Annotated in this window: 16 protein-coding genes; 11 read left to right on the forward strand and 5 right to left on the reverse strand. The window is 36.9% G+C overall.

Translation table 11 applies throughout. The annotated features are described in order from the left end of the window. Positions 1–20: 20 nt before the first annotated feature. The 4 genes from Q2T46_RS09300 to Q2T46_RS09315 form a co-directional block, all read right to left on the reverse strand. Positions 21–911 (reverse strand): glycine betaine ABC transporter substrate-binding protein, encoded by an 891-nt coding sequence (locus Q2T46_RS09300; RefSeq protein WP_303265710.1) that lies wholly within the window; start codon positions 909–911, stop codon positions 21–23. 14 nt (positions 912–925) lie between these two features. Beyond that, positions 926–1,564 carry an ABC transporter permease gene (locus Q2T46_RS09305; RefSeq protein ID WP_209453529.1) on the reverse strand — a complete coding sequence of 213 codons (639 nt, stop codon included), beginning with the start codon at positions 1,562–1,564 and terminating at the stop codon, positions 926–928. Positions 1,565–1,576: 12 nt separating this feature from the next. Beyond that, the gene (locus Q2T46_RS09310) at positions 1,577–2,686 is read right to left on the reverse strand and encodes an ABC transporter ATP-binding protein (protein ID WP_303265709.1); all 1,110 of its coding nucleotides are present in this window, start codon (positions 2,684–2,686) and stop codon (positions 1,577–1,579) included. 114 nt (positions 2,687–2,800) lie between these two features. Next, a complete protein-coding gene (locus Q2T46_RS09315; protein ID WP_303265708.1) occupies positions 2,801–3,421 on the reverse strand; it encodes a TrkA C-terminal domain-containing protein in 621 nt (206 codons plus the stop codon). A gap of 187 nt (positions 3,422–3,608) precedes the next feature. On the opposite strand from Q2T46_RS09315, the gene Q2T46_RS09320 reads away from it, so the two are divergent. The 5 genes from Q2T46_RS09320 to Q2T46_RS09340 all read left to right on the forward strand — a co-directional run bounded on the left by Q2T46_RS09320 (position 3,609) and on the right by Q2T46_RS09340 (position 11,107). Then, a complete protein-coding gene (locus Q2T46_RS09320; RefSeq protein WP_303265707.1) occupies positions 3,609–5,174 on the forward strand; it encodes a ClC family H(+)/Cl(-) exchange transporter in 1,566 nt (521 codons plus the stop codon). Between the two features lie 147 nt (positions 5,175–5,321). Next, a complete protein-coding gene (locus Q2T46_RS09325; protein ID WP_303265706.1) occupies positions 5,322–5,762 on the forward strand; it encodes a MarR family winged helix-turn-helix transcriptional regulator in 441 nt (146 codons plus the stop codon). Positions 5,763–5,802: 40 nt separating this feature from the next. Further along, entirely contained in the window at positions 5,803–8,028 is a 2,226-nt protein-coding gene (locus Q2T46_RS09330) for an ABC transporter ATP-binding protein (protein ID WP_303265705.1), read from the forward strand. Continuing rightward, positions 8,028–9,899 (forward strand): ABC transporter ATP-binding protein, encoded by a 1,872-nt coding sequence (locus Q2T46_RS09335; protein ID WP_303265704.1) that lies wholly within the window; start codon positions 8,028–8,030, stop codon positions 9,897–9,899. Before Q2T46_RS09330 ends, Q2T46_RS09335 begins: the two co-directional genes overlap by 1 nt. 428 nt (positions 9,900–10,327) lie before the next feature. Then, a complete protein-coding gene (locus Q2T46_RS09340) occupies positions 10,328–11,107 on the forward strand; it encodes an MBL fold metallo-hydrolase (RefSeq protein ID WP_303265703.1) in 780 nt (259 codons plus the stop codon). 7 nt (positions 11,108–11,114) lie between these two features. Here Q2T46_RS09340 and Q2T46_RS09345 read toward each other — a convergent pair whose 3' ends face one another. After that, positions 11,115–12,032, reverse strand: a complete 918-nt coding sequence (locus Q2T46_RS09345) for a DUF4830 domain-containing protein (protein ID WP_311062234.1) — start codon at positions 12,030–12,032, stop codon at positions 11,115–11,117. A 202-nt stretch (positions 12,033–12,234) separates the two neighbouring features. Between Q2T46_RS09345 and Q2T46_RS09350 the strand changes: the two genes are divergently transcribed. From Q2T46_RS09350 to Q2T46_RS09375, 6 genes are all read left to right on the forward strand, one after another. After that, positions 12,235–12,675: an ACT domain-containing protein gene (locus Q2T46_RS09350; RefSeq protein ID WP_303265701.1), complete on the forward strand. Its 441-nt coding sequence runs from the start codon at positions 12,235–12,237 to the stop codon at positions 12,673–12,675. Positions 12,676–12,725: 50 nt separating this feature from the next. Continuing rightward, the gene (locus Q2T46_RS09355) at positions 12,726–13,985 is read left to right on the forward strand and encodes a homoserine dehydrogenase (protein WP_303265700.1); all 1,260 of its coding nucleotides are present in this window, start codon (positions 12,726–12,728) and stop codon (positions 13,983–13,985) included. Continuing rightward, positions 13,985–15,040: a threonine synthase gene (gene thrC / locus Q2T46_RS09360; protein ID WP_303265781.1), complete on the forward strand. Its 1,056-nt coding sequence runs from the start codon at positions 13,985–13,987 to the stop codon at positions 15,038–15,040. The genes Q2T46_RS09355 and thrC overlap by 1 nt, the downstream gene beginning before the upstream one ends. Next, entirely contained in the window at positions 15,033–15,938 is a 906-nt protein-coding gene (gene thrB, locus Q2T46_RS09365) for a homoserine kinase (protein ID WP_303265699.1), read from the forward strand. Before thrC ends, thrB begins: the two co-directional genes overlap by 8 nt. Before the next feature lie 95 nt (positions 15,939–16,033). Next, the gene (locus Q2T46_RS09370; RefSeq protein ID WP_303265698.1) at positions 16,034–17,404 is read left to right on the forward strand and encodes a S41 family peptidase; all 1,371 of its coding nucleotides are present in this window, start codon (positions 16,034–16,036) and stop codon (positions 17,402–17,404) included. 148 nt (positions 17,405–17,552) lie between these two features. Beyond that, positions 17,553–18,680, forward strand: coding sequence for a glycerate kinase (locus tag Q2T46_RS09375; protein WP_303265697.1), 1,128 nt, complete (start codon positions 17,553–17,555; stop codon positions 18,678–18,680). Positions 18,681–18,901 lie beyond the last annotated feature (221 nt).

Here is an 18,901-nt window from a genome sequence, read left to right on the forward strand (position 1 = left end):
AGGCCCTAATTTAGGACCTTTTATTTTATTAAACCTTTTGATTTTAAGAAGTCATCAGCAACAGTTCGTGGATCTTCGCCAAGTTTATCTACCTTATAATTAAGTTCTCTCATGGTTTCATCATTTATCTGGCCAGCAAGCTTGTTTAATACGTCTTTTAGTTCAGGATATTTTTTTAATGTATCATCTCTTACAAGAGGTGCTGCATAGTATGGAGGGAAGAAATTTTTATCATCTTCTAAAACTGTCAAATTGTACGCTTTAAGCATTCCATCTGTTGAAAATGCATCAATTACGTCAACATCTCCCTTTTCTATAGCTGGATATCTAAGGCCTGAGTCCATCCCTTTTACTGATTTAAACTCGATGTCGTAAGTTTTCTTAAGTCCAGGATATCCATCAGGTCTTTCTGTAAATTCCATTGTACATCCTAATACTAGATTGTTTGAAATCTTTTTGAGATCTGATATTGTTTTAGGGTGATATTTTTCTTCTACAGACGGCGATACTGCTAAAGTATAAGTGTTGTTAAATCCTATCGGTTCTAACCAATCGAGATTATACTTTTCTTTAAAATCTTTTTTAACCTCATTATATACAGCATCTGAATTATTTTGGGTAGGCTTTTTCAATATATTTACAAGACCTGTACCTGTATATTCTACGTACATGTCAATATCGCCTGATTTTAGAGCATTAAAAGCAACATCAGTGCCTCCTAAATTTAATTTTCTTACAACTTTCAAATTTGTATTTTTTTCTATAAGTGTTGCTAACATGTTACCCATTATTATTTGTTCTGTAAAATTTTTTGATCCTATTACGACTGTGCCGCTTGATTTTCCGCATCCAGAGATTAATGCAGATATTATTACAAGTGTCAGAATAGCAGAAATAATTTTTTTTCTCATTATCATGCTCCTTTCTATTTTTTTATTCCCTTTGGTGTAACTTTGATTTCAATTTTTTCGATTATAAAATCTATGAGCAATGCTAATATCGCAGCAGGTATAGCACCGGCAAGTACCATCTGTGTATTGTACATTTGTATTCCTGTAAATATCATATAACCTAGTCCACCAGCGCCGATGAATGCGGCGATAGTCATAAGCCCGACAGCAGTTACGGCTGCTATTCTAATGCCAGCCATTATTACAGGCAGCGATAGAGGAAGCTCTATAAGCCTTAAAAGCTGTGAGTTTGTCATACCCATTCCTTTACCAGCTTCAAGTATTTCACTATCAATATTTGTTATACCGGTAAATGTATTTTTTATTATTGGCAGAAGTGAATACAGAAATACCATTACTATTGCTGGTGTACTGCCTATGCCGAAAAGAGGTATTAAAAAGCCCATTAAAGCAAGGCTTGGTATTGCCTGAACGACATTTGCAAGTCCTATTATATATTTTGAAAGACTTTTAAACCTGGTTATAATGATGCCGATTGGCACACCAATTACGATTGCTGCAATGACTGCTACTATAGTAAGCTCAATATGCTGAAGCGTAAGATTTCCTATTTGATTAGATCTTGAAAGGAAAAAATTAATAAAATCTGACATATCATCACTCCTTTAACTGTACAATTTTGAAAAAACTGTGATAAGACTGCTTTTTGTTATTAGCCCGACTAATCTTTTTTCTTTGTTTATTATAGGTAGCAAACCTACACCTTTCTCATCCATTATTTTTAATATTTCTGAAATGGTATCGTCATTATAAGCAGTTATTACATCCGTTTCCATTATTTCTTCTAACTTTTTGCTTCCTTCTTTTTTTGACATATCCTTTGAAGTTGCAATACCAAGGAGCTTTTCATCACCATCTACAACTAATATGCTGTCGACTTTGTTGCTTTTCATTATTTCTATTGCTTGTAGAACTGTTCGCTTTGGGTTTGCTTTGACTGGATTATTTATCATTATATCTTCTGCTTTGATGTAATCTGGATTGCTCCATATCCTGTTTTTGCCTATGAAATTTTCGACAAATCCATGAGCAGGATTCTTTAATATCTCTTCAGGCGTGTCCAACTGGATTATATTGCCGTCCTTCATTATACATATTCTGTCTCCCAGTTTTAGTGCTTCATCCATATCATGTGTTACAAAGACGATAGTCTTATTTAATTTCTGCTGCAAGTCAAACAATTCATCTTGAAGTTGGTTTCTTGTAATAGGATCAAGTGCACTAAATGGTTCATCCATTAATATTACGTCTGGATTAGTTGCTAATGCTCTTATGACACCAATTCTTTGCTTTTGGCCGCCGCTTAGTTCATTTGGATACCTATTTATAAATTCTTCTGGTTCCATGCCAACTAATCTTAAAAGTTCCATAGTTCTCTCTCTTCTCTTTTGTTGCGGCCATTTTTTAAGATATGGGACTATTTCTATATTTTGACCTATAGTCATGTTTGGGAAAAGCCCTGTTTGCTGTATTACATAACCGATATTTCTTCTAAGTTCTATAGGATCACCTTTTGTAATATCTTCTCCATCGATAAGAATTTTACCAGAAGTTGGTTCAATAAGCCTATTTATCATCTTGAGAGTTGTTGTCTTTCCACAGCCGCTGGGGCCTATTAGGACGAACAGTTCACCGGAATTTATAGTGAAATTTATACCCTTTATAATTTCTTTTCCGTCATCATATGACTTTCTTACATCTTTGAATTCTATCATGAGAAGCCTCCCTTCAATACTGATTAGCATAATTTTCAAATGTTAATAAACTAAAAGTAACAACTCAATTATAACATAAAAGTTGTCACTTGTAAAATAATAGAATAAAAAAGACTAATCATTGTATAAGAAATGATTAGTCTTCATGGGTACATCGCCATCACCAACGATCACTAGTATATCCCCAAGTTTTATTTCAGCGTATGGTCCAGGTGACAATATTATTTTCCCATTGCGCCTTATGCCGATTATAGTACCTCCAGTGTTCTGCCAGAAGTTTAGTTCTGATAATGTTTTTCCGATGGCTTTTGCCCCTCTTTTTATCTCTATTTCAAATGGGTTAAAAGGGTTTATGTTTTTAAGGCTTAAGGTGTATTCTATTATTCTTTCTATTGTAGAATTAAGATCATCATCGATCTTTCTTTTTACATCTATAAGTTTTTCTAGTTTTTTTTGAAGATGCTCTATTGAGTCTGTTTCATTAAATCTGTCTACGTATTTGTATGCAAGTTCTCTTGATTTTACGATAATACCGCTTCCATGCATCACAGATACTACACCCATGTCCTTAAGCACTGCTATAGCTCTTCTTATGGTCTCTGGTGATACATTGTATATGGCTGCAAGTTCTGATCTCCCATAGATCTTTTCACCCTCTTTTATATCGCCATTTATTATCTTTCGAGCTATATCAAGGGATATTTGGTGATATTTTGGCTTTTCCACTGCTGACATAAGAAAGCCTCCTGTTTAAGATTTGATTAAATTATATATTACAAAGAATCTATAGTCAATGAACAGTGACTTAAAAGATAAGTTAATTAAAATATTATAGATATATAAAGGTAAAATGCTACAATAACTTAACTTATACATGAATTTGTTGTATAATTTTTTTATGAGGCTTATGGGAGGTAGTCATATGAACGGCAACAGTCACATATATGAAATGTTTAAAAACAGGGAAAACTTCAAAGATAGATTGATATTAGAAGGAATAATTGTTGGAATTTTTATAGGATTTGTCGTATCAACTTTAAGGTTTATATTAGAAAAAACTGTCATGTACCTTCTGGTTTTATATAAAGTTTTAGAATCGAAGATTTATCTCTTGCCTATATGGTTTTTGTTTTTAGCTGTAGTAGGTATATTTACAAACTATATACTTAAATTGGAGCCTATGATCAGTGGCAGCGGTATACCGCAGGTGGAAGGGACGATTATAGGCTATTTTAAATTAAATTGGCTAAAAATATTTATATTGAAGTTTGTAGGTACTATATTGATGATAGGTGTTGGACTGTCTTTAGGGAGAGAAGGTCCATGTGTCCAGCTTGGTTCATCTTTAGGACAAGGTATCAGCAGGTTATTAAAAAGGATGCGCTTTGAGGAGAAGTACCTTATAACGTGCGGTGCTGGTGCAGGCTTAGCGGCGGCATTTAATGCGCCTTTAGCAGGTGTTATATTTTCATTGGAAGAGCTTCACAAAAATTTTTCCCCTATCGTTCTTGTATCATCAATGGTATCATCACTTACTGCCACATACATTACAGATACTTTTTTAGGTTTAAAGACGGTATTTGATATTACCAATATTCCGATTGTTCCGTTTTCTCAATATATATATCTTTTAGTGCTGGGTGTTATAATCGGGTTTGGAGGAATTTTATTCAACAAATCACTCCTAAAATCACAAGACTTATATGATAAATATGTAAAGATACCTCAATTAAAGATATTTATTCCTCTTTTTCTATCGGTTATTATAGGGCTTTCTATACCTATGGTGCTGGGGGGCGGTGAAAGCCTCGTAGATAAGATAAGCAGTGTAAATTTAGGTTTTGCATTTGTCCTTTTGCTGTTTATATCAAAATTTTTGTTTACAATTGTAAGCTATGGGTCTGGAGTACCAGGCGGCATATTCATGCCACTTCTAGCCATTGGGGCATTGATTGGAAATTTATACGGCATAATAATTATACATATTTTTAATATTGATCAATTGTACTTAAAAGATTTTATTGTATTAGCTATGGCCGGGTATTTTGCTGCCATTGTCAGGGCTCCTATTACTGGTAGTCTTTTAGTTACAGAGATGACAGGTTCGTTTAGTCATTTACTTGCATTAAGCACTGTATCAATAACTGCTTACATTGTATCAGGCTTTTATGGAAATAAGCCAATATATGAATCATTGCTTGATAGGATAATAAAAAATACTAAGAACGAGAATATTAACGATTATGATGAATCTGGCAAAATTTTGTTTGAGATGCCTGTTGCCGTCGGATCTTTTGTAGACGGGAAAAAATTAAAAGACATAGAGTGGCCTCGTAATTGTCTTGTAGTTGGGATAAAAAGAGGTGGAAAAGAGATAATTCCTAAAGGGAATACAAAAATATTATCTGGAGATTATATTGTATTGCTGGGGAACGAAAATGAAGTTGTTGATATAAAAAATAACATAAGAAAGATGACTGAAATATAAGTTAAATATTACAAATGAAAAAGTCGATAGGATTTTTAAAAAACCTATTGACTTTTTTTCTTTGCGGGAATATAATTATTTAGCATCCGAAATGTTTGCATACTAAATATACAATTACGAAATATTTTGAAAGAGGGTGAACAATATTTGAATGAATTTAACGAAAGAATAGATGTTTTAAAGACTTTAAAGTTTATTATGAATATGATCCATAAAAGCATGGAAGACGAATTTAGAGAACTGAACATAACGGGGCCTCAAGGGATGATCATAGGTATTCTTATGCGGCATAAAAAAATGAAAATAAGCGATTTAAGTGAAAAAATGGGACTTACAAGCAGCACTGTCTCAGGCATAATAGACAGGCTGGAAAAGCAAGGCATGGTTAAAAGAGAGAGAAGTAGTGATGACAGGCGGGTTGTCTATGTTAGTATAGATGAGGAATTTAGGGAAAAATCAAAAGAGGTTTTCAAAAAAATAGAAGATAAATTTAGAGATATGATGAATAAGGCCACAAAGGAAGAACACGACGAAATAGTAAAAGGATTAAACACTTTAAAGAGATTGATTGAGTCAAACAAGCAGTAGATGTTATAACTAGATATTTAAGGAAAGGTGGTTTTGGTTAATGCTTAAATTACGAAAATATTTTAAGCCTTACATCTTTATAACTATTATTGCAATACTGTTCATATTTATTCAGGCCATGAGCGACCTGGCCCTTCCTGACTATATGTCCAACATAGTAAACCAAGGCATACAGCAGGGAGGAATAGTAAATGCTGTGCCTTCTGCAGTAAGGCAAAGCACGATGGATAAACTCACGCTATTTATGAGTGATGATGACAAAAAAGAGGTTTTGAATGATTACACATTGATAGATAAAAATAGTTCAGATTACGATAAATACGTAAAACAATATCCAACTTTGAAAAAAGAACCGATTTACGTACTTAAAAATATCGATAAATCCGAAGTGGACAAGATAAACCCTGTGATGGGTAAGGCTTTTCTGGCTGTTTCTGCCGTTGACAAAATGAAGTCCAGTGTAAAAGATGGATTTATTACATTTAATAATACAAAGATTCCTGCAAATATGGATCTATTTGCGCTATTTGCAAAGCTTCCAGAGTCTGAGAGGCAGAAGATAGCAGACGATATGAATAAGAAGTTTACATCCCTTGGCGACAACATGGTTATACAGGCTGCGGCAGCAGAAGTTAAAGCAGAATATAAAGCTCTTGGTGTAAATACCGACAAGATTCAGATGAATTATATTTTGACTACAGGTTTAATCATGCTTTTGATAACAATTTTAAGCGCAGCTTGTTCGATACTGGTAGGTTTCTTGGGCTCTAGAGTTGCAGCAGGATTTTCAAGAGACATTAGAAAGAGCTTGTTCACCAGAGTTGAGAGCTTTTCAAGTGAAGAATTTGATAAGTTTTCGACAGCATCTTTGATAACAAGGACAACAAACGATATAACGCAGATACAGATGTTAATAGTCTTTATGATAAGGATGATATTCTATGCACCTATGATAGGGATTGGCGGTGTAATAAGAGCTATAGGTAAGAGTGCGTCAATGTCATGGATAATAGCACTAGCTGTCATAGTACTTTTAGGACTTGTGTCAATTGTGTTTTCCATTGCGCTGCCTAAATTCAAGTCTGTGCAGAAATTAGTCGACAGGCTAAATCTTGTAGCACGTGAAAACCTAGCAGGAATGATGGTTATAAGGGCATTTAATACGCAGGAGTTTGAGGAGAACCGGTTTGACAAGGCGAACCGCGACATCACAGACACGATGCTTTTTATAAACCGCGTCATGATAACAATGTTTCCTGCAATGATGCTTATAATGAATGGAGTTACTCTTCTTATTGTGTGGGTAGGTGCTCATGATATTGCCAATTCATCGATGCAGGTTGGCGACATGATGGCATTTATGCAGTACGCTATACAGATAATCTTTGCATTTCTCATGATGTCTATGATGTTTATCATGATACCGAGGGCATCTGTATCAGCATCCCGTATAGCTGAAGTGCTGGAAACTGAACCTACTGTAGTTGATCCTAAGGAAAGTAAAAAGTTTGATGAAAGCCAAAAAGGTGTCGTTGAATTCAGAAATGTTTCATACAGGTACCCTGGTGCAGAAGAAGATGCTATAAAGAATATAACATTTAAGGCTGAGCCTGGGAAGACGACGGCTATCATTGGTTCAACAGGATCCGGGAAATCTACACTTGTAAACTTGATTCCGAGATTTTACGATGCAACAGAAGGACAGGTTTTAGTAGATGGTGTAGATGTGAGGGATGTGAAGCAGCACGATTTGAGAGAGAAGATTGGATATGTACCTCAGAAGATTTCTTTATTTAAAGGCACTGTCATGTCAAACATAAAGTTTGGCAATGAAAATGCTACAGATGAAGAAGTTAAAAAGGCTGCAGAGGTGGCTCAAGCAGCAGAGTTTATTGAAAGGCTTCCAGATGGTTATGACAGTGAAATATCTCAGGATGCCACAAATATCTCAGGGGGACAGAAACAAAGGCTGTCTATCGCACGTGCCCTTGTCAAAAAGCCGGAGATTTATATATTTGATGACAGTTTTTCCGCACTTGACTTTAAGACAGATAGGGCATTGAGGAAGGCATTGAAAGAGTATACAGGAAATAGCACAGTCATAATAGTTGCACAGCGTATCTCAACAATAATGAATGCAGATCAGATTATCGTATTGGACGATGGTAAAATAGCTGGGATAGGCACACATGAAGAGCTTATGAAAAACTGTGAGACATATAGAGAGATCGCTTATTCGCAGCTTTCAAAGGAGGAATTGGCATAATGGATGGAAAAAACGTAAATACTCCAAGGCGGCCTGTCATGAGAAGACATGGTCCTATGGGTGGCCACGGTCCTATGGTAGGCGGGGAAAAGGCCAACGATTTTAAAGGGACTATGAAGAAGCTTATGTCATACCTTGGCGACTATAAATTTTCAATACTATTTGTGATAATATTTGCTGCGGGAAGTGCAGCACTTTCCATAGTTGGACCTAAAATACTCAGCAAAGCCATAACAAAACTTTATGAAGGTGTCATGGCAAAGATAGCAGGCACCGGCAATATAGATTTTGACTACATCGGCAAGATAATTCTTATTCTCATTGGTTTGTACCTTTTAAGCTCAGGTCTTGGTTATATACAGGGTTGGATAATGACGAATGTAGCCATGAAAGTGACCTATAAATTCAGAAAAGACATAATGGAGAAGATAAACCGCATGCCTCTTAAATACTTTGACGGCACAAATCACGGTGAAATCTTGTCCCGCATAACAAACGATGTTGATACAATAAGCCAGACACTAAACCAAAGCATGACCCAGATAATCACATCGGTTACCACGGTAATCGGTGCATTGGTTATGATGCTGACTATCAGTGTATCCATGACAGCTGTGACATTTCTGATGATACCTATATCGATGGGTATAATAGCTGTAATAATAAAATTTTCACAGAAGTACTTTAAAGAGCAGCAAGATTATCTCGGCCACGTCAATGGTCACGTTGAGGAGATGTACGGCGGCCATATAGTCATGAAGGCATTTAACTATGAAAAGAGAAGCATAGAGAAATTTGACGAGTACAATGATGAACTTTACAAAGTTGCCTGGAAATCCCAATTTTTAACGGGACTTATGATGCCTATAATGAACTCTGTAAGCAATTTAGGCTATGTAGGTGTCGTCGTTTTAGGAAGCTACCTTGCTATAAAAGGGACGATTGAAGTAGGAGATATACAGGCGTTTATACAGTATGTAAGGTCATTTACTCAGCCGCTGGCGCAGATTGCCAATATCTCCAACATACTTCAGCAGACGGCAGCATGTGCTGAGCGTGTATTTGAGTTCTTGGATGAAGAAGAGGAAGTGCCTGAGACAGAGCATCCTATAAAACTGGAGAATGTAGAAGGACATGTGCAATTTGATCATGTACACTTTGGGTACAATCCAGATAAGATAATCATAAATGACTTCTCTGCAGACATAAAGCCGGGGCAAAAGGTAGCTATTGTAGGGCCGACTGGTGCTGGTAAGACTACGATAGTAAAGCTTTTGATGAGGTTCTACGATGTAAATGAAGGAAGGATACTGATAGATGGCCACGACATAAGGGAATTTACGCGAAGCGATCTAAGGTCATTGTTTGGAATGGTATTGCAGGATACATGGCTTTACAATGGTACGATAATGGACAATATAAGGTATGGAAAGCTAAATGCTACAGATGAGGAAGTCATAAAAGCCGCAAAAGCAGCACACGTTGACCACTTCGTTCATATGCTGCCTGACGGCTACAATATGGTCTTAAATGAGGAAGCTTCAAACGTATCTCAAGGTCAGAAGCAGCTTATTACTATAGCCAGAGCAATACTTGCTGACCCAAAGATACTTATACTGGATGAAGCTACAAGCTCTGTCGATACACGTACAGAGATCCTTATACAGAAGGCCATGGATAACCTTATGAAAAACCGCACAAGCTTTATAATCGCCCACAGGTTGTCTACCATAAGAGATGCTGATCTTATACTTGTAATGGATCATGGCGACATTGTAGAGCAAGGTACTCACGAAGAGCTTCTGGCAAAAGGTGGATTCTACGCTAAACTCTACTTAAGCCAGTTTGAAGATGAAGAAATAGCAAGCTAAAATGATACGTGGTTACGGCCCTATTGTTCCAAAACGGAAAATTAGGACCGTATTTTATTTTAATGATAGGAAATAATTATCAACAAAAATAAAGTATTATTTATAAATAAGTATATTTTACATATGAAAATTCCTGTGCATTACAATTTACAAGCATTCCAAAAGTTATCCACATGTAAATGTGCATATGTGGATAACTCCTGTGTGAAAAATTTTATTTCAAGATATACTATTTTTAGACGAAAATCAACTAATGTTATTTATGAAAAAGAGTTGCTCACAGAAAGACTGTTGATAAGTTATGAAAACAGACTTTTATGTGAATTACCATAGCAAATAATCCTCCATTGTTATATAATATTAAGGGACTTTTTAAATTATAACAGGCAAGATGTGAAAGGGGGTATCCCCGTTTTTGGGTATTTGAGATGAAATTTTGTTCATTGAGGTCCGGAAGCAGTGGAAATGCCGCATACATTGGATACAAAGATGTACATATACTGGTGGATGCAGGTTTAAGCGGCAGCATGATTGAAAAAAGTCTTGAAAATATAGATGTCTCACCTAGAGACATTACGGCGATACTCATAACACATGAGCATAATGACCACATAAAAGGGGCCGGAGTACTGTCAAGGAGGTACAACATCCCCATATATGCCAATGAAGCAACGTGGGCTTCCATGGAAAACCTTCTTGGTGAGATAGACTGTGACAACAAGCGTTTTTTCAAAACCGGTGAAGATTTTACATTGGGAGATGTCAGAATAAGGCCTTTCAAAAAATCCCATGATGCGGCGGAACCTGTAGGCTTTTCATTTTTCTGTGGCCAGAATAAAGCCACCATAGCCACTGATTTAGGGTATATAAGTAGAGGCGTGGCAGCAAATATAATGGATTCCGATATTGTTTTGCTGGAGTCCAACCACGACATCGATATGCTTATACACGGTTCTTATCCATGGCCTTTAAAGAAGAGAATTCTTTCAGAACATGGCCATCTATCAAACAAAGATGCAGCAGAAGCTATTAAAAAATTTATAAAGATGAAATCAATCGGAATCGTGTACCTGGGGCATTTAAGCCATAACAACAATAAACCTGAGATAGCATACAAGACGGTTACAGATGTGCTGAAAGAAGAAGGAATAGATTATGAGATAAATATGGCTTTAAGGTATACAGAGAGCGACGTTGTAGAAATATAAAAGGGCCTTATGGCCCTGTTCCTATTGATTCTATTTTCCAAGGTGAGTCTTTTGTAGACTTTGATATGATGAAGAAGAATGTGTTTTTTCCGCTTTTTATGGAAATATTATCTTCACTTTTTAACGTCATGTTTACTATTACCATAAATTCTCTGCTTTCATAAATATTTTTGTTTTTTATAGGCGTGTAACTTTTGTTTTCCTCTGTGCTTAATACAGTTGCCGCTTTTGTATTTAGTTCGAGGCTATTTTGCTCAAAGTCGGTATTGTAAAGGGTTTTTGCTGGTCTATTGATGTAAAGCATGTCGTGCAGCATATCAATAGATAGAGTTGAATATATTAAGCTTTTGTCCTCTTTATTTATCCCGTTAAAAAATGCGTATATAAGCTCTTCAGGTGTAAGACTATCTGTAGCTGGAGATGACATTTGCTTTAAAAAACCGTGGGCTGCTACCCAGTCAATCCAAGGCCTTTCCGTAAGCGTTTCAATGTAGTTCTTTTTAAGAGATAGAGGTGTTGATGCATTAAACTCAAGCCATGCACCTATTATATTCTGTCCATCTCTCAAGATTACAGCGTTTACAGGATATGTGTATTTGCTGCTTTCTCCTAATCCTGGCAGTTTCTCATTTAATCTGTATATTACGGCTTCTACACTTTTGCCTTTGTATTTTTCAATATTATACCCTATATCCCTTGATAGAAAATTCACTTCAGTCCAATAAAGCCCAACAGGCATAGAAGTACCTTGAATATTCCAATCAGATGGAATTGTCACATTGAAGTAAGATGATTCTTTTTCAGGGCTAAAGCCGTACTTCAATAAAAACTTCGTATCTTCTCTATATGCATTGAACTGTCCACTTGAACAGGCAGTCATAAATATCGTCAATAAAACACAAAACAAAAGCAAAAACTTCTTCAAATTCATCTCTCCTTTAAAAACATTTACCTATATTATATAACAAATGAAATACTAATTCGTTACAAAATTATAAATTTTTTAAGGTATAATTATGTCTAAAGTGCATTTTATGTACTTGATTTTTTTAGTTTACTGTGATAAAATGTACACATTACACGGATAAATGTATTCCATATAGATACACAAGAAAGGGGGCGGAATTTTGAAGGAAGAAAGCAAGTTTTACATCATCAGAGAAGAGATCTTGTCTGATGCACTTAAAAAAACTCTCATGGCAAAGGAGCTCATCGAAACAGGAGAGGCAAAGACAATAAACGATGCAGTAAAGAAAGTTGGCATATCCAGAAGTGCGTTTTACAAGTACAAAGATTACATCTTTCCGTATTCGAAGTTTTCCAAGGGAAAGATAATAACTTTGTCGCTGCTTTTGGAGCATATGCCAGGTATCCTGTCGTCGATACTTGATATCATAGCTATGATGAAAGGAAATGTTATTACGATAAATCAAAGCATGCCGTCCCTTGGTGTTGCCAGTGTTTCTATCTCCATAGACACTCAATACATGACTAAAAGTATTGAAGCACTTATAAAAAAGATTGAGGAGGAGCATGGTGTCAGGAAGGTAGAGATACTTGGCGAATAAATTTATATATATATTAAGCTTTATATTATTTGGAGAGGAAGGGTTTTACTGTGAAGATAGGTTTAATGGGTCTTGGAACTGTCGGTTCGGGTGTCGTACACCTGATAGAAGAAAATGGGGATGCCATTGAGAAGAAGATAGGCCAAAAAATAGAGATTAAAAAGATACTAGTTAAAGATCCTGAAAAAAAGAGGATTAAAGAGGCACAAGGAAAGATAACGATAGTGCCAGAAGACATCTTGGATGATCCTGAAATAGACGTAGTAGTAGAAGTGATGGGAAAAGAACATCCGGCGCTGGAGTACATGAAAGAAGCTATTTTAAAAGGGAAAAATGTAGTTACGGCAAATAAGGAAGTCATCGCAAAACATGGGAAGGAGCTTATAAAGCTTGCAAATGAAAACAATGTAAACCTCCTTTATGAAGCTTCTGTAGGAGGTGGTATACCGATAATTAGACCTTTAAAAAGCTGCCTTGCAGCAAATAAGATATACGAGATAAAAGGTATACTAAACGGTACAACGAATTATATCCTGACAGAAATGAAGATGAGAGGCATGAGCTTTGAAGGTGTCTTAAAAGAGGCACAGCAAAAGGGATATGCGGAGCTTGATCCAACTGATGATGTGGACGGATTTGATGCTGCAAGAAAACTGGCCATCCTCTGCACATTGTCATTTAATAAATACGTGGTGCCTGATGATATATACACAAAAGGAATAAGGACCATCTCTAAAGAAGACATTCAGTACGCAGATGAACTGGGATTCACTATAAAGCTTATAGCATACGGCAGGCTTGATGATGATGGAAAGCTGGAGGCATGGGTACATCCTGTCATGATATCTAAGAAAAATCCGTTAAATGGAGTAAATGGTGTTTACAACGCTATACTTGTGGAAGGAAATGCAGTAGGAAAGCTTATGTTTTATGGGCAAGGAGCAGGTATGATGCCTACAGCCAGTGCGGTTGTTGCCGATGTGATCGATGTGGTAAATCACATACCTGTTCAAAATGGCTATGAAGATGCCAAGATGAAGGATATTGTGGATACTGTATCCAAATATTATATAAGGCTTATAGCACTAGATAAGCCTGGTGTAATGAGCAAAATAACAGGTGTGCTGGGGGCAGAAGGCATAAGCCTTGTGTCTGTCGTTCAGAAAGAAGTCATGGGTGAGTATGCAGAGATAGTTTTGATTACACATAATGCATTGACTAAAAATTTATTTAAGGCCTTAGACGAGATAGGCAATTTAAAAGAGATAGACAAAGTGGCAAGTGTAATAAGAGTGGAGGGGGACGAATGATGGAATGGAATGGAATAATCAAATCATATAGAAAATACATGCCTAAAATAGATGATGAAAATATAATTACATTGAAAGAAGGAAATACGCCCCTTATAGAAGCCACAAACCTTGAAAAAAAATTTCCGGGGCTTAAGATATACTTGAAGTACGAGGGGTTAAACCCTACAGGTTCATTCAAAGACAGAGGTATGACTGTGGCTGTATCCATGGCAAAGCAGGAAGGGTCACAGGCTGTTGTGTGTGCATCAACAGGCAACACATCTGCATCAGCGGCTGCATACGCTGCAAAGGCAGGGCTTAAGTGCGTTGTGCTTATTCCAGGGGGAAAAATTGCATTAGGCAAATTGGCACAAGCCATCGCCTACGGTGCAGAAGTAATTGCAATAAATGGCAACTTTGATGATGCCTTAAATTTAGTGAGGGAAATATCAAAGAAGCATCCTATAACTGTCGTTAATTCTATAAATCCGTATAGGCTTGAAGGGCAGAAGTCATCATCATTTGAAATATGCGATACACTGAAAAAAGCTCCAGATTATCTGGCACTTCCTGTAGGAAATGCAGGGAATATAACTGCATATTGGATGGGATTTAAAGAGTATTACAGCGTTGGCATTATAAATAAGCTTCCTAAGATGATAGGGTTTCAAGCAGCAGGTGCAGCTCCTATTGTAGAAAACAGAGTAATTGAGCATCCTGAAACGATTGCCACAGCCATAAGAATCGGAAATCCTGCCAGTTGGCAAAAGGCCGTAGCAGCAAGAGATGAATCAGGGGGACTTATCGACAAGGTTACGGATGATGAGATACTTGAAGCATACTCATACCTTGCCAAAAGCGAAGGAATATTTGCTGAGCCTGCATCATGCGCACCTATCGCAGGCGTCATAAAGAAGTACAGAGAGGGGCTATTTAAAGAGGGAGATACGGTAGTCTGTATACTTACAGGGAATGGCTTAAAAGATCCTGATACTGCTATAAAACTTGGAGGAAGCAGTGTAAAGACTGTTGATGCTGATTTGAACTCACTGGAAGGTGCAATATATGGATAAGTCTGTCCTTGTGAGAGTTCCGGCATCAACGGCAAATTTAGGCCCTGGATTTGACTCACTAGGTGTTGCTCTCAATCTTTACAATGATATATACATGGAACTTAAAGGCAGTAGACTTGTGATTGATGTTGAAGGGGAAGGCATTTTAAATATAGATCGGGATGAAAAAAACCTCATATATAAGGCAGCAAAGAAGGTTTTTGATAAGTTAAACATAACCGTAAATGGCCTCTATATAAAGTCTACCAACAATATACCGACAGGAAGCGGCCTGGGAAGCAGTGCATCTGCCATAATAGGTGGTCTCGTTGCAGCAAATGCCATCTGCGGGAACTCATTAAGTCGCGATGACATTCTCGATATAGCATCTTCAATGGAAGGCCATGCGGACAATGTAGCCCCTGCTTTAAATGGGGGCTTTAATGTAGCCACATTTGACGGCAAAAAGACGTACTGTGTAAAAAAAGAATTAGATGACAATTTAAGGTTTTTGGCGTTTTATCCAGAGAGAGAGCTTTTAACGTCAAAAGCCAGAGGCGTACTGCCATCAATGATAGAGTTTAGAAATGGAGTCTTTAATGTTGGGAGAGCATCACTACTTACAGCATCTATTTTTTCAGGCAGGTACGATTTATTAAAAGTTGCATCACAAGACATGCTTCATCAGGTTTACCGCAAGGAATTTATACCTGAGATGTACTACGTAATAGAAAAAGCGCTTGATAATGGAGCTTATGCGTCATTTTTAAGCGGTGCCGGGCCAACTATGATGGTAATGGCGGATGTCAGCGTTGCCGACAAAGTGAGAGAGTCAGTAAAAAAAGTTTACGAAGAAAAAAACATTAAATGCCGTATTTACGAATTAAAATGCGATAATACTGGTGCTAGAATCTTATAAAGGTCTATTATTAGGCCTTTATTTTGTGTTTATATAAGAGTATTTAAAATTTTGTGATATAATTAAGGTAAATTATTCTTAAGGAGGCTTATTTTATGAAGAGGCATTTATCAATTTTTATGGCATTTGTAATCGTATTGACTCTTGTTTTTTCTGTAGCTTCAGTTACATATGCTGCAACGAATACGGTGGAGAGCGACAATATAAGCAGTTATTTAGATGATTTAGGCTCTATTATGCAATTTATTAAAGACAACTATGCAGGAGACATAACATACGATCAAATGGAGGAAGGGGCAATAAAAGGGATACTATCATCCCTTGATAAATACAGTACATATTTCACAAAAGATGAGATGGATTCATTTACAGAATCTACATCAGGCACTTTCACCGGCGTAGGAATGGTAGTTGAACAAAGGGACAACGACATAGTAGTCGTGTCTACGGTTGACGGTTCGCCGGCGGAAAGAGCTGGAGTAAAAAGCGGATATATTGTCGTATCTGTCGATGGCAAAGATGTGACAGGGATGAGCGTAAACGACGTGACAAATCTCATCAAAGGCGAAAAAGGAACAAAAGTGAAGATAGGTTTTTTGGTAAATGGGAAGACAGTCGAATACGAGATAACGAGGGATGTCATAAAGATAAACCCGGTATCGTATAAAATAATAAACGGTATAGGCTATATAGACATAAGTGAGTTTAATGGAAATACTGAAGACAATGTTGCAAAAGCCCTTGACTATATGGATCAAAACAATATAAAGAAACTTGTCATCGATTTAAGGGATAATCCCGGCGGATACTTGTCTGAAGCTGTAGCTGTTTCAAATTTTTTTGTACCGGCAGGTCCTGTTGTGACAGTGGCTATGAACGGTGGAAATAATCAGACGTATTATTCTTTCTTGAAAAATCAGAAGTACAAGATTGCAGTTCTCATAAACAATGGAACTGCGTCAGCAGCCGAAATACTGGCAGGTGCCATACAGGATACTAAAGCAGGAGTACTAGTAGGCGAAAATTCATACGGAAAAGGAACAGTGCAAGAAGTGTTTTCATTTTCTGATGGCAGTGGAATGAAGCTTACTATAGCCAAATACTTGCTTCCATCAGGAAGATGGATTGACGGGACAGGTCTCAAACCTGATGTAGAGGTAAAAGACAGCAGGGTGACTTTGCCGGAATTGGTGTATACAAAAGATATAAAAAAAGGCGATACAGGAAATAGCGTAAAACTGTTACAGTCTTACTTAAGCCTTTTAGGGTATTACAAAGGTGAGCCAAACGGGTATTTCGGCAATGACACGTATGATGCTATTGTGAGCTTTCAAAAATACGCAGGAATACCAGCAACGGGCGTCCTTGATAGGGGCACTGCTGATGCCCTTTCGTATTTCTATGGTTTGACACTTAAAAACGATGCACAGCTTGATAAGGCCATTGAACTTTTAAATCAGGAATAGATGATATCATAAATCATTGATGTGCTATTATAGAGAGAAAACAATTTTGCATGAGTGAGCGAATTGTTGGAAAGCGATAACTAAACTTAGCGAGATCGACGAACGAAAGCAAAAAAGATATTTCACTATTTAAACAGGTGGTGAGACAGTGAGGATATTAGTTGCGCCTGACTCCTACAAAGGAAGTTTGTCATCGAGAGAAGTCATAGAGGCAATGACAGAAGGCATAAGAAGGGTTGTAGATGCTGAGATTCTAAAGGTGCCTATAGCTGACGGAGGAGAAGGTACAGTAGATGCATTAATTATGTCTTTAGGAGGAAAAATCATAGATGTAGATGTAGTAGGACCGCTTGGAAATGTGGTCAAAGGCTACTTTGGCGTACTTAATGATGGCACTGCAGTTATAGAGATGGCTGCATCATCTGGCTTAAACCTTGTGCCAAATGACATGAGAAATCCTTTAATCACTACGACTTACGGTGTTGGTCAGCTTATAAAGGAAGCCCTTGACGCAGGATGTCGCAAATTCATAATAGGAGTAGGAGGAAGTGCCACAAATGACGGCGGCGCCGGAATGGTTCAAGCATTAGGTGTAAAGCTCTTAGATGAAGACGGCAAAGACATATCTTATGGAGGAGGAAATCTATATAGGCTCAAAAAAGTTGACATAAGCAGTATTGATAAAAGGGTGCGTGAAAGCAGCTTCATAGTGGCATCTGATGTAACAAATCCTCTCTGTGGTGAAAACGGTGCATCTTACGTTTATGGACCGCAGAAAGGTGCAACACCAGAGATGGTGGAAATTCTTGACAACAATTTAAGGCGCTATGCCAGTGTAGTAAAAGAGACATTAGGCAAAGACTTTTCAGATGTTCCCGGTGCTGGTGCGGCGGGCGGACTGGGCTTTTCCTTAATGGCGTTTTTAAATGCTAAGATAAAATCTGGAATAGACATTGTGATGGAGGCTTCAAATATAGATGAAAAGATAAAGTCATGTGATATTGTGATAACGGGTGAAGGCAATACAGATTTTCAGACTGCATACGGCAAGGCTCCAGCGGGAATAGCAAGGATAGCTAAAAAGTACGGAAAACCTGTCGTGATACTATCAGGTGGTCTAGGTAAAAACTATAAAGAACTCTATGATGTAGGTGTCACATCAATGTTCAGCATCGTAGATAAACCTATGACGCTTCGAGAAGCGATGATAAATGCTAGAAAGCTTATATCTGATAGGGCAGAAGATATAATTCGAACTATATTAGCTTTTATATAATATAATACAAAAAGAACCGTCCCTTTTTAATAGAGAATTAGGGACGGCTTTTTTGTATATCTCAATAAAATGTATAATTATGAAAAAGTTGTAACAATAAAAATATATTATAGATAAAATTATTTATGTAAATAATAGAAAAATCAAAAAAGTAAAATTTTAATAATGCCTATTGCATAATATTAGTTTATGTTATAGAATATGAATCATAAATAGGAAAT

It is taken from the genome of Thermoanaerobacterium sp. CMT5567-10 (assembly GCF_030534315.2).
Lineage (GTDB): Bacteria > Bacillota > Thermoanaerobacteria > Thermoanaerobacterales > Thermoanaerobacteraceae > Thermoanaerobacterium.

Bases quoted from the DNA above. Each gene is read 5' to 3' on its own strand.
- Q2T46_RS09300 (WP_303265710.1), bottom strand. From the start codon at position 911: ATGAGAAAAAAAATTATTTCTGCTATTCTGACACTTGTAATAATATCT.
- Q2T46_RS09305 (WP_209453529.1), bottom strand. From the start codon at position 1,564: ATGTCAGATTTTATTAATTTTTTCCTTTCAAGATCTAATCAAATAGGA.
- Q2T46_RS09310 (WP_303265709.1), bottom strand. From the start codon at position 2,686: ATGATAGAATTCAAAGATGTAAGAAAGTCATATGATGACGGAAAAGAA.
- Q2T46_RS09315 (WP_303265708.1), bottom strand. From the start codon at position 3,421: ATGTCAGCAGTGGAAAAGCCAAAATATCACCAAATATCCCTTGATATA.
- Q2T46_RS09320 (WP_303265707.1), top strand. From the start codon at position 3,609: ATGAACGGCAACAGTCACATATATGAAATGTTTAAAAACAGGGAAAAC.
- Q2T46_RS09330 (WP_303265705.1), top strand. From the start codon at position 5,803: ATGCTTAAATTACGAAAATATTTTAAGCCTTACATCTTTATAACTATT.
- Q2T46_RS09335 (WP_303265704.1), top strand. From the start codon at position 8,028: ATGGATGGAAAAAACGTAAATACTCCAAGGCGGCCTGTCATGAGAAGA.
- Q2T46_RS09340 (WP_303265703.1), top strand. From the start codon at position 10,328: ATGAAATTTTGTTCATTGAGGTCCGGAAGCAGTGGAAATGCCGCATAC.
- thrC (WP_303265781.1), top strand. From the start codon at position 13,985: ATGGAATGGAATGGAATAATCAAATCATATAGAAAATACATGCCTAAA.
- thrB (WP_303265699.1), top strand. From the start codon at position 15,033: ATGGATAAGTCTGTCCTTGTGAGAGTTCCGGCATCAACGGCAAATTTA.
- Q2T46_RS09370 (WP_303265698.1), top strand. From the start codon at position 16,034: ATGAAGAGGCATTTATCAATTTTTATGGCATTTGTAATCGTATTGACT.